Genomic DNA, 9,734 nt, shown 5'->3' with positions numbered 1-9,734 from the left:
ATCGAACCCGATTGCGGCAAGGTCACGGAGGACGGTGTCGAATCCCAGTCGAAGGTGCCCTGCGACGTTTTCAAAGATCGCGATGCGGGGTCGTAGTACGCGAAGGGCGTTTGCGATGTGGGGCCAGATGTGGCGGGCATCGGCGGTTCCTTTCCGTTGGCCGGCGACGCTGAAGGGCTGGCAGGGGTAGCCGCCGGTGACGATGTCGACGGGCCCGTGTTCGTCGATGACGGCTTGCCAGTCGGTGGTGGTGAGGTCGCCGAGGTTGGGGGTGCCGGGCATGCGGTGGGCGATGATCTGCGCGGCGCCGGGGTCGATGTCGCAGGCCCAGTTGAGGGTTCCGCCGTAGACGTTCTGGGTGGCGATGTCGAGGCCGCCGTAGCCGGTGCAGAAGCTGCCGTGTCGGAGCTCGGGCATGTGGTTCTCCTTTCAGGCGGCGGGGGTGGTGGCGGGGTGGCGGTGCTCGTCGGGCAGGTCCGTGTCGCAGTAGAAGCCGATGCTCAGGTGCAGCCCGTAGTCCTTGACGACCTTCCAGACTGGCGTTGCTGTGCAGGCGGGTCGACCGTCCTGCTGGCGGTGGAAGTTGCTGGTGCAGTCCGCGAGGTCGGTGTAGTCGGGCAGCACCCACCCGTCGGCGCGGTGGAAGACGCGGACCTCGGGGTCGGCGTCGACGCTCTTGGTGGTGTCCATGGGGTGTCCTTTCAGGCGGCGGGGGTGTCGCGGGCGGGGTGCTTGTGGGCTCGGTTGATGGCGGCCTGCTCGTGCATCAGCGCGGCGACGTGGCGGTCGGTGGTCGTGTCCGGCGGGGTGATGCGGCCGGGGACGGTCATCCATGAGCAGGTCCACACGACCCGGCATGCGGGGCAGCGGTAGCCGCAGACGATCCCGTCTCCGTCGGCTATCCCGGCCGAGGGAGCGACGTCGTACTGGCCGCAGCGTTCGCACGAGTCGAGGTAGGCGGGCATCACGAATCCTCCTGCTGGTGGGTGGTGGGGGTGTAGGCCATGTCGAAAATCCGGGCGTAGTGCCCCTGCCAGGCGGCGGTGATCGTGGTGCGCTGCCCGCCGCGGTGCTTGTCGACGATGAGGTCGGCCTCGCCGGCCCGGTGGGACTCGGGCTCGTGCATGTCGGGGCGGTGGAGAAGGATCACCATGTCGGCGTCCTGCTCGATGGCTCCGGATTCGCGGAGGTCGGCGATCGTGGGGCGCTTGTCGGAGCGCTGCTCGGACGCCCGGTTGAGCTGGCACAGGACGACGACGGTGATGCCGAACTCCTTGGCCATGAGCTTCAAGCCGCGGGACAGAGCAGACACGGCGACCTGACGGTTCTCCGCCTTGGGCGCTTGCATGAGCTGCAGGTAGTCGACGACGACCATGCGCAGGCCGACGGTGCGAACGAGGTTGCGGACCTGGCCGCGGAGCGACGGCAGGGATACGTCGGTGGCGTCGTCGACGTACAGGGGCGACTCGGCGAGCCTGGCTGTGGCGTTCAGGAGGCGCGCCGCGTCGGCGTCGCTGGTCGTTCCGGTGCTGATGTGGTTGAGGGGTACGCGGCATTCGGCGGCGAGGATGCCCTCGAGGATTTCGTCCTCGCCCATTTCGAGGCTGGTGAAAAGGGTGGGGATCTTGTTGGTGATGGCGGCGGCGCGGGCGAAGCCCTGCCCGACCGTGGTCTTCCCGACGCCGGGCCGGGCGCCGATGATGACCAGCCGGCCTGGGGAGAAGCCGCCGCCGGTGAGGACGTCGAGGTCTGCGAGCCCGGTCGGGATTCGGTTCTCGTTGGTGCGAGGAGTGACAGCCCGCTCGAGCGCGTTGGGAAGCAGGTCGGACAGGATGCGGGGGGTGTTGCCCGCCTGGCCGCGGATGATGGCGTCGAGCTGCTGCTGGAGGGCGGCAAGGTCGCGGTCGCGGTCGAAGCCGGCGGACAGGGCGACGGTCTTGGCGCGCATGCCGAGGTCGAGGGTGCGGTTCCGTTCGGCGATGCGGTTGATCCGCGCGGCGTACCAGGCGGCTGACGACGGCTCGGCTTCCAGGTAGATCCGCGACAGTTCGACGTCGTCGTAGGGGACGACGGGCAGGTACTTCTCTGCCTGCCACTTCTTGAGCTGGATCGACACCTCGTGCCAGGGGATCTTGCCGTCGGTGAGTTCGTTGCGGATCTCGTCGACGGCGTGCCAGATCCAGGCATAGCGCTGTTCGGTGAAGTCGGCGGGGTCGAAGTCGGCGGCGAGTTCGTCGATGAGGTCGGGGCGGGCCATGACGGAGGCGGCGACGATCCGTTCGGCCAGTAGGTCGGAGGGCCTGTTGAACGCGCCGGCCCGCTGGGGGTCTTCTTCGTCGGGCCACATGTCGTTCACTGGGCCACCGCCGCGCGGTGGTCGGGGCCGTCGAGGACTTGGACGCTGCACATCTCGGTGAGTCGGGAGGCGACGCGGGGGCCGACCCATTCGCCGAGGTTCTTCGGCGGGACGTCGGCGGTGATGAGCAGGGGGCGCTGTTCGGTGTAGCGCTCGTCGATGAGTTCGTACAGGCGTTCTTGCGTCCACACGGTCGGCTTGGCGGCTGCGACGTCGTCGAGGATGAACAGGCCGACGGTCTTGGCCTGCTCGAGGACGGTGTAGGGGTTGGTGAGGGCGTCGGGCCGCAGCTTGTCGAAGAGTTCGGTGGCCCGGTAGGTGATGACGTTGGGGATGCCGGGCTGGGCGACGCGGGCGGCGACCCACTGGCGGGCGGCTTGCCATGCGAGGTGGGTCTTGCCGCGGCCCATGGGTCCGACGATGGCGAGGCCGGTGGTGGTCTGTCCGTTGGCCCAGTTCTGTACGGCGTCGGGGATGGGGACGGGCCGGCGGTAGAGGGCGGGGGTGGCGGCGTCGATGCGGGCGAGGAAGGCGTTGGCGCGGTCGCGGAGCCATTCCTGGTTTGCGTCGTGGTTGTCAGCTGGCGAAGCCACTGTGGAAGTCCTCCATGGTCCAGTCGTTCTGCTGCGGGATGCCGTTGGCGCCGGGCTGGGGCCTCGGCTGGGGATCGGGCTCGTCGTCGTAGCAGCCCTTGTTCAGCCAGGTGGCCGGGTACTTCGTGTACTGCGGGTCCTCGCCGGTGCGCTCATGGGCGTAGACGGTTGCGGCGTCGACGATGCGGGCCGGGTCTGCGCCGCGTTCGATGGCGGCGATCCACGCCTTCTTGGCTTCCTCTCGGGCCTTCTTCTTCGGGTAGATCAGCCAGAAGGCGCCGAAGGCCTCGAGGTGCTGCTCGCTCTTGCTGCTGCGGCCGGCGGGGACGAGTGCGGCGGGGGAAGAAGTATCTGTATTTGGTTCTGTTGGTGGTTGATTGGTGGTTAGGGCGGCGTTCCGTGCGTGACGGACGGACTTAAAGTCCGTGACATCACGCACTTTGAGTGCGTGACCGCCGTCGGTCACAGACTCTGCGTCCGTGACCGTCACACCCTTTGAGTCCGTGACGGTCACGAACTCTGCGTGCGTGACACCCTTCGCCCGGGACCGGCGCTTCCGCTCAGCTGCCGCGGCGCGGAACTCGTCCTCCTCGCGCTCCAGTTCCTTCCAGTCCGTCGCCGGCCGGACGAGCTCCACGGCCAGCTGCCACCGTGTCCGGTTCTCCGTCGTGCCGTCCTTGCGGATCAGCCCGCCGTTCTCGAGCCGGCGCAGCGCCCGCTGCACGGTGGTCCGGTCGTAGCCGGTGCGGTACTGAATGCGGAGCACGGAGGGGTGAGCGTTCGATCCGTCGGGACGGGCGTGCTCAGCAAGCGCCTGGAGAACATGGCGAGCCGTGGTATCCGGCTTGCCCTTCTCGGTGCGCAACATGGGCGCGTGGTCCATTGCCCAGTTCACGGCCTCAGTGCTCACGACATCTTCTTCCTGCGGGTGTGGACGGCTCTTCGAGGGCGGCTTCCGCGGTTACGCGCTCACCTGCTGGCCTTCCGGTTGAGGTAGGGCTTGTGCCGCTTCAGGAGCCGGTCCTCGAGCTGGTAGGCGTGCTCGCGGTCGTCGCAGGGGTGTGCCTGCCAGCGGACGAAGCGCTTGCCGCTCTTTTCGTGGAATGTCATGCGCGGGCTGAACTTGTCCGTCGAGCCGACGTAGCAGGGCTCGTTGGCGTCGTCGAACAGGACGTAGACGACGGGGACGCCGTAGATCGGCCGGGGGGCATCCAGCGGAATGGGGTACTCCCCGACCCAGCTGCCTGCCGGCCCGTTGGGCAACTGCCGGGCAAGGTGAGTCAGCCGCTTCCATGAGATGCCGACAATGCGGTCCCACGCCTTCATCCGCCCCGGCATCGACAGACTGTTGATCTCCGCTACGGCCGTGCACAGTTGGTGTTGCGTGAGGCGGCCGGTCCGGTAGTCGGTTCCGATCCGGTGGAGTGCCTGCTCGAGCGCTCCGTGGCGGGCCTCGGCGAGGCGGGCTTCCTTCTCCTGGATCAGGCGTATGTGCTGGAGCGTCCCGGCGAGGGATTCCTGGAGGTCTGCCGGTAGTGAGTGCCTGTCGTTTTGCACTGCTGCCTCCTCTCGGATGGATGGAATGTGGATGAGTTGCTCTGGCGCTCGGCGCCCAGCCATGCCAGGATACTTTAAAGATTGGCAATGATGGAAGGATTGGAAATGACTTACACTCTGGCCATGGCTTCCGACCAGCACATCCAGATCGCGGAGGACGGCGTCGCCGAGGTCGCCATGACCTACGCCCGCGCTTCGCTCACCGAGCTGATCCGCGGCGTGCGGTGGGGGAAGAAGCCGGCAGCGTTCACCGAGCGAGGCAGCCGCGTCGCCATCGTGGTCCCGCCGGACTTCTACGAGCAGGCCCTTGCTGACCGTGCGCGGCTCGAGTCGCTCGAGACGTAGCGCTGACACGTCCCCTCCCTTCCTGGCCCCGCTGTGCGGGGCCTTTGTCGTGCGCTCAGGCGGCCAGCTGCGTGCGGGGCCGGTGATCCGGGCAACGCCACCCGCATGCGAAGAATCGGGCGGGCTGGCCACAGACGGGGTTGCCGGTCTCGCAGAATCCGGGCGTGGTCTTCGGGTACGGCGGCGGGGTGATCTGGAGCCGGCGCGGCTCCTCGTCGGCGCTCATGCGGCGGCCTGCTCGGTCCTCTGGGCCTTGCGTGCGGCCTTGCGAATCGAGTCGTAGTGACGAACGCACATGCCGTGGGCGCGGTGAGGCTGGTCGCATCCGGGGGTACTGCAGCCGGGGTTGTGCGGCGGGATGGCGAGCGGCTTGCCGTCGTGGCGCCACCGCTCGACCTGCCGCTGGTAAATGCACAGCTGGGTGGAGATCTGCCGGGCCGTGTAGCCGGCCTGGAGCATGAGGAGCGACGCTGCCCGCTTCTCGGCATTGTTGAGTTCGATCCGGCAGTCGGGCGTGTTGATGGCGCGTTCGACGGCGACCCAGTCGATGTCGTGGGTGGTGGTCTCGGGGTACGGCGTGTAGATGTGGCCGCCCTTGATGGGACGGATGCGGGTGGCCGTGAGGCGGGCGTAGTGCGTCACTGTCCTGTCTCCTTTCGCTGCTGCGGGATGGTGGGGAGGGCGTAGATGGCCTTGCAGGTCTCGAGGTCTCGGGCTGCTCGCCAGGCGCGGGCGTCGTCCATGACCTGGTCGGCGGTCCGCTGCCGGTGCTGGTAGGCAGTGAGGCTGCGGGTGTTGGTGCGGCAGGCCCGGAAGAGGGCGGCGACTGCGGTCGCGGCACCGAGCGCGATGGCCGTGGCGAGGACGACGATGTCTGTCCTGCCGCCCTCCTGGCTGCGGCGGTGCCCTTCCAGGTGCGGACCCCGGAGTGGTGCACGGTCGGCCTGTTGCTGCACGCCCAGCCCGCGGTTCGGATGTAGCCCTCGTCCTTGAGGAGGGTCATCAACCTGCCCCAGTGATGCGCGGAGTCGGGCGGTTCGGGCAGCTTGTGCTCGTCGGCTATCTCGAAGCAGGTGAACGTCCGGCCGGCGGCTGCGGCGTCGATGTACTTGGGCCATACCTGGGCGAGCCACGTCTCGTAGTCCTCGGCGCGCTGCCGCGCGGCGGGCTTGGTCGGTTCGGGGATGGTGCCGTCGAGGGCGGGTTGTATCGCGGGCTGGGTGGTCACGAGGTACCTCCGTGCGATGCTGATGGGGTGGGCCGCCCCGATAGCCGCGGGGCGGCCCGAGTGATGCGGGCTACGCAGCGGTGCCGGGCTTAGCGGTCTCCGGCCAGTCGGCCGGCTTCTCTTCGACCGCCGGCTTCTTCGTCGCGCCGACGAGCTCGTCAGCGGACACGCGCTGCGGCGGGAACTCGTCCTCGATGGACACCTCGCCGCGCTGGACCGACTTGTAGATCACGACGAGCTGGGCGACGTCGTGCTCGATCCACTTCTCCGTCGGGCGGTCGAGCTTCGTCTCGATTTGCTCTGCGGTGACACCCAGTTCGGCGAACAGGCGGAGCGCGTCGGCGATGCGCTGGTCCAGCGGCTTGCCACCACCGTTCTTCAGCGTCTGGGAGCAGAGCTCTTTGGCCTCCTCGACGAACCACGGCGGGAGGATCGCGAAGATCGCCTCACGGACGCGGCGGGCGCCGTTGTTGGTGTTCAGCTCGTAGATCTCGCGCATGTCCGTGACCTGCTTCGCGCCGTCCCTCGTGTCGCGGCGGTGCGGCACGATGAACGTGGAGCTGTTGCGGGAGTTGGTCTGGACGTCCCAGGCGAACGCCTGCATTTCGGACTGGCCGTACTCGTCGTCGCGGCGCATCTCGACCAGCCCGTACTGGACGTTGCCCCAGCAGCGAGCCAGCTCCCGGGCGAGGTGGACGGAGGCGCCAGTGATGGTCTGGCCGCCCTTGGGGTACCGGTAGAAGGCGCGCTCGGCGAGCGTGGTCTGCTTGCAGGACTGCCGCATCTCGGCAATGGCGGCCTGGATGTTGCGGGGGCACTGCTGGGCGACGACGACGGCGGCCTGGACTTCGGCGGCGGCGCGGGACTGCTCGACCGCGGTTCCCTGCCCGATGCGTGCGGGGGCCGTGCTGGACGGAAGCTGTACGGGCTGGTTCACAGGTACTCCTCTTGGTCGCGCTTCTCAGCCCATGCGGGCAGCGGCAGGTAGGTGACGCGGTCGTTGAAGCCGGGCCAGGTGTCGGTGCGCTGGCAGTCGGCGTAGATGCGGAGGGCTCGGTCGTTGCGGGCCGCGCCGAGGGTCAGGGCGGGGTGGTCGAGCTCGACGAGGTGGACCAGGTAGGGCGCGCTCTTCGCTTGGAAGACGAAGACGAACCCGGGCTCCTGGTCGCCGGCCAGGCCCAGGGCTTTGACGCCGTCGAGGTACCAGGCGGCCTGCTGGTGGTAGCCGTGCTCGTACACGGCCCGCTGCAGGGCCTCCGGGTCGACGGCTCTGGCGGTCTTGTAGTCGACGACGACGAGCCGGCCGTCGCCGCGGTGCGGCATCCAGTCGGGGCGGGCTCGTCGCCACACGCCGTGGCGAAGGTCCTGCCAGAACAGGGACTGTTCCGCGACGCCGGTGCCCTCGGCGAAGAGTCGTCCGGCGGTGGGGTGCTGGCGGATCACTTCCGCCATCGCCTGCACCTGGTCGTGTTCCTTGGCGAGCAGCGGCACCTTGCCTTCGTCGTAGGCGAGGTCTCGCAGTTCGCGGGCTGCGGCCTTCTTCCAGTCGGGGAAGTCGATGACCTCGAGCTCGGGGCCCTCTCCCAGTACGAGGAGGTGGGCGGCGTGTCCGAGGTCGAACTCCCGCTTGTGGGGTTGCGGGTTGTCCCGCTCCCACTTGTAGATGGCGGGGCAGCCGGGGTCGAGGAGCTTGCGGGCGCCGGAGGAGGAGAGGCTGCCGCCGGGTACGGGGTCGGCGTGGTAGACGTCGATCGGCATATCCGGGCACACGCCCGGCTCGGTGACGATCGTCGGCTCGATGGTGGTGGTCATGCGGCGCCGCCTTCCATGAGCGAGGTGTAGAAGCAGTGGCCGGGCTGCTCGCTGTGCAGTTCGAGGAGGCCCGCGCGGTGCAGGTCGTCGAGGTGGCGGTGGGCCACGGATCGGTAGATGTGGGTTCCGGTGGCCCGGCGGAGTACGGCCTTGGCTCGTCCCGGCGTCCACTGGCCGCCCTCGTCGGCGATGGCGCGGAGGAGCGCGTACTCGGACTGTCGCGGGCTGATGGGGTGGGCGATGCTCGCGTTGGGGTTGAGCAGGTAGGCGCGCCGGCCTTCGACAGTGATCGGGATGAGCTGGCCGCGGCGGGCGAGGTCTCGCAGGTCTCGGCGTGCCGCGTTGCGGCCGATGCCGCTCCACGGGGTCACGCTGTAGAGGTCTTGGGCTCGGCGGGTTGTGATGGGCTGCTGCGGCCCGCGCTTGATGAGGGCGAGCAGGCTGTCGCGGCGCCCGGTGACGTCCAGGCCGCCCCTGGTCTCGGCGACGGTGGTCACTTCGCACCGCCTTGGGCGCAGTCTTCGCAGAGGAGTCGGCCGTGTTCGCGGGTCCAGGGTCCGTCCTCGTCACCGCATTCAGCGCAGCGGACCGGCGGGGTCACGCGGCCACCTCGCCGGAGGCGATGCGCTGGAGCTGGTCGATGCCGTCCTCGGAGTACTTGGCGAGGGCGACGGCCTTGGTCACCTCGGGGAAGGCGGCGCCGAGACGGACCGTGTTCGCCTGGTCGGCGGACGCGATGAGCTCGATGAGCTTCTGGGTGAAGCTGCCGGGCCGGAAGCCGCCCTCGCGGCCGAAGGCCCAGAGGACATGCCGGGCAGTGTCCGGCGTGATGGGGGTGCTGGTGTTCTCCATGAGGGGCTCCTTGGGGTGTGGGGTGCCAGGCCGCCCCGCGGGAACGGGGGTCGGGGCGGCCTGGCTGGCGCGGAGCCGGGGGTGCTCGACGCGCCGTCTGGGAGGGGTCAGCAGAACTCGAGCTGTTCGCCTGCGTCTGCGGCGGACTCCATGCCCTCGGCGAGCAGCAGCCCGTTGGAGCGGTGGAGGCTGGCCTCCGGGTTCCTCTCCCAGGTGGAGGTGGCTGCGGGCCACAGCTCGTCGATGACCTGGCGGAGACGGGGTGCTACCTGGCGGCACTCGTCCGGGGTCATCTCGCCGTCACAGTCGGAGTGGTCCAACAGCGGCTTCAGCGGAGTGGCAACAGACTCCCAGGGCTTACCGCCCTGGCCGAAGCCGTGCATGCGGTCGAGGTCGATGCCTTCGAAGGTGGCTAGCGCCTTGCGGAAGCGGCTGAAGCCCGTGTAAGACCAGTGCGCTTCGGTGTGGGAGAAGTCGAGTCCCATTGCTGTCTCCTGGGATGCTTGGGGTTGCGCCCCGTCGAATTCGCCTCGACGGGGCGTCGTGCTGGGGAGGTTGAACGCCGGGGCGGCGGGGCGGGGTCACCGCCGGCCCGGCGAGTTCAGATGGCGAGCGGCGACTGGCTGAGCGGTACGACACGCACGGGCTGGGTCGGTTCGTCGCCCGGGTCGATGTCGCGCTCGCCGGCCGGGCTGCTGACCGCGGTCAGGTTCGCGAGCCGGGCTTCGAGGGCCTTGATGTGATGCTGGGCTTGGTCGAGGTCGAGTCGAGTGCCGGAGAGTTCGATGCCCGCCGCGTCCAGCTGGTTCTGCAGCTGCGTGTTGGCGGCCTGCAGGGCGTCGTTCTCGGTGGCGAGGGCGACGAGGTGGCACGTGGCGTGGTCGAGTTCCTGCCGGAGTTGGGCCGGGGGCTTGCTGCGGTGTGCTCCGGTGCCGCGGAGGCGGGGCAGGGATATGAGGCTCACGCCGCGGCCTCCTTGCGGTGCTCGCAG

At 69.0% G+C, this 9,734-nt stretch carries 17 protein-coding genes; 1 reads left to right on the top strand and 16 read right to left on the bottom strand.

The window, feature by feature from the left end; genetic code table 11:
• The 7 genes from VIU94_RS11785 to VIU94_RS11755 all read right to left on the bottom strand — a co-directional run.
• The coding region (locus VIU94_RS11785; RefSeq protein WP_331910450.1) for a DNA cytosine methyltransferase at positions 1-417 on the bottom strand (417 nt) is incomplete at its 3' end.
• Between the two features lie 12 nt (positions 418-429).
• Entirely contained in the window at positions 430-690 is a 261-nt protein-coding gene (locus VIU94_RS11780) for a hypothetical protein (protein ID WP_331910448.1), read from the bottom strand.
• Positions 691-701: 11 nt separating this feature from the next.
• Complete coding sequence (locus VIU94_RS11775) at positions 702-965, bottom strand: hypothetical protein (RefSeq protein ID WP_331910446.1); 264 nt, start codon at positions 963-965, stop codon at positions 702-704.
• Positions 965-2,347: a replicative DNA helicase gene (locus tag VIU94_RS11770; protein WP_331910452.1), complete on the bottom strand. Its 1,383-nt coding sequence runs from the start codon at positions 2,345-2,347 to the stop codon at positions 965-967. The genes VIU94_RS11775 and VIU94_RS11770 overlap by 1 nt, the downstream gene beginning before the upstream one ends.
• A gap of 5 nt (positions 2,348-2,352) precedes the next feature.
• Positions 2,353-2,949 (bottom strand): DnaA ATPase domain-containing protein, encoded by a 597-nt coding sequence (locus VIU94_RS11765; protein ID WP_331910444.1) that lies wholly within the window; start codon positions 2,947-2,949, stop codon positions 2,353-2,355.
• Positions 2,933-3,859, bottom strand: a complete 927-nt coding sequence (locus VIU94_RS11760; protein WP_331910442.1) for an LvrA C-terminal domain-related protein — start codon at positions 3,857-3,859, stop codon at positions 2,933-2,935. Before VIU94_RS11760 ends, VIU94_RS11765 begins: the two co-directional genes overlap by 17 nt.
• Before the next feature lie 59 nt (positions 3,860-3,918).
• The gene (locus tag VIU94_RS11755; protein ID WP_331910440.1) at positions 3,919-4,506 is read right to left on the bottom strand and encodes a GIY-YIG nuclease family protein; all 588 of its coding nucleotides are present in this window, start codon (positions 4,504-4,506) and stop codon (positions 3,919-3,921) included.
• Positions 4,507-4,629: 123 nt separating this feature from the next.
• On the opposite strand from VIU94_RS11755, the gene VIU94_RS11750 reads away from it, so the two are divergent.
• Complete coding sequence (locus VIU94_RS11750) at positions 4,630-4,851, top strand: type II toxin-antitoxin system Phd/YefM family antitoxin (RefSeq protein ID WP_331910438.1); 222 nt, start codon at positions 4,630-4,632, stop codon at positions 4,849-4,851.
• 55 nt (positions 4,852-4,906) lie between these two features.
• On the opposite strand, the gene VIU94_RS11745 is transcribed toward VIU94_RS11750, so the two are convergent.
• The 9 genes from VIU94_RS11745 to VIU94_RS11705 all read right to left on the bottom strand — a co-directional run bounded on the left by VIU94_RS11745 (position 4,907) and on the right by VIU94_RS11705 (position 9,707).
• On the bottom strand, positions 4,907-5,077 hold the full coding sequence (locus VIU94_RS11745) for a hypothetical protein (protein ID WP_331910436.1): 171 nt from the start codon (positions 5,075-5,077) through the stop codon (positions 4,907-4,909).
• Positions 5,074-5,493, bottom strand: a complete 420-nt coding sequence (locus tag VIU94_RS11740; protein WP_331910434.1) for a helix-turn-helix domain-containing protein — start codon at positions 5,491-5,493, stop codon at positions 5,074-5,076. The genes VIU94_RS11745 and VIU94_RS11740 overlap by 4 nt, the downstream gene beginning before the upstream one ends.
• Positions 5,490-5,807: a hypothetical protein gene (locus tag VIU94_RS11735; RefSeq protein ID WP_331910432.1), complete on the bottom strand. Its 318-nt coding sequence runs from the start codon at positions 5,805-5,807 to the stop codon at positions 5,490-5,492. The genes VIU94_RS11740 and VIU94_RS11735 overlap by 4 nt, the downstream gene beginning before the upstream one ends.
• Before the next feature lie 342 nt (positions 5,808-6,149).
• The gene (locus VIU94_RS11730) at positions 6,150-7,016 is read right to left on the bottom strand and encodes a hypothetical protein (protein ID WP_331910430.1); all 867 of its coding nucleotides are present in this window, start codon (positions 7,014-7,016) and stop codon (positions 6,150-6,152) included.
• Positions 7,013-7,891 carry a PD-(D/E)XK nuclease-like domain-containing protein gene (locus tag VIU94_RS11725; protein WP_331910428.1) on the bottom strand — a complete coding sequence of 293 codons (879 nt, stop codon included), beginning with the start codon at positions 7,889-7,891 and terminating at the stop codon, positions 7,013-7,015. Before VIU94_RS11725 ends, VIU94_RS11730 begins: the two co-directional genes overlap by 4 nt.
• A complete protein-coding gene (locus tag VIU94_RS11720) occupies positions 7,888-8,388 on the bottom strand; it encodes a hypothetical protein (protein WP_331910426.1) in 501 nt (166 codons plus the stop codon). Before VIU94_RS11720 ends, VIU94_RS11725 begins: the two co-directional genes overlap by 4 nt.
• 100 nt (positions 8,389-8,488) lie before the next feature.
• Positions 8,489-8,743, bottom strand: a complete 255-nt coding sequence (locus VIU94_RS11715) for a hypothetical protein (protein WP_331910424.1) — start codon at positions 8,741-8,743, stop codon at positions 8,489-8,491.
• Between the two features lie 107 nt (positions 8,744-8,850).
• Positions 8,851-9,228 (bottom strand): hypothetical protein, encoded by a 378-nt coding sequence (locus VIU94_RS11710; protein WP_331910422.1) that lies wholly within the window; start codon positions 9,226-9,228, stop codon positions 8,851-8,853.
• 116 nt (positions 9,229-9,344) lie between these two features.
• Positions 9,345-9,707 carry a hypothetical protein gene (locus VIU94_RS11705; protein WP_331910420.1) on the bottom strand — a complete coding sequence of 121 codons (363 nt, stop codon included), beginning with the start codon at positions 9,705-9,707 and terminating at the stop codon, positions 9,345-9,347.
• Between the last annotated feature and the right edge of the window lie 27 nt (positions 9,708-9,734).

This window comes from Streptomyces sp., assembly GCF_036566765.1.
Lineage (GTDB): Bacteria > Actinomycetota > Actinomycetes > Streptomycetales > Streptomycetaceae > Streptomyces.
Note: the sequence above shows the minus strand (reverse complement) of the source record. Positions and strands in the feature narration are given on the sequence as shown.

Coding starts and splice junctions, on each gene's coding strand:
- VIU94_RS11770 (WP_331910452.1), bottom strand. CDS start 2,347: ATGTGGCCCGACGAAGAAGACCCCCAGCGGGCCGGCGCGTTCAACAGG.
- VIU94_RS11750 (WP_331910438.1), top strand. CDS start 4,630: ATGGCTTCCGACCAGCACATCCAGATCGCGGAGGACGGCGTCGCCGAG.
- VIU94_RS11725 (WP_331910428.1), bottom strand. CDS start 7,891: ATGACCACCACCATCGAGCCGACGATCGTCACCGAGCCGGGCGTGTGC.
- VIU94_RS11780 (WP_331910448.1), bottom strand. CDS start 690: ATGGACACCACCAAGAGCGTCGACGCCGACCCCGAGGTCCGCGTCTTC.
- VIU94_RS11745 (WP_331910436.1), bottom strand. CDS start 5,077: ATGAGCGCCGACGAGGAGCCGCGCCGGCTCCAGATCACCCCGCCGCCG.
- VIU94_RS11715 (WP_331910424.1), bottom strand. CDS start 8,743: ATGGAGAACACCAGCACCCCCATCACGCCGGACACTGCCCGGCATGTC.
- VIU94_RS11775 (WP_331910446.1), bottom strand. CDS start 965: ATGCCCGCCTACCTCGACTCGTGCGAACGCTGCGGCCAGTACGACGTC.
- VIU94_RS11710 (WP_331910422.1), bottom strand. CDS start 9,228: ATGGGACTCGACTTCTCCCACACCGAAGCGCACTGGTCTTACACGGGC.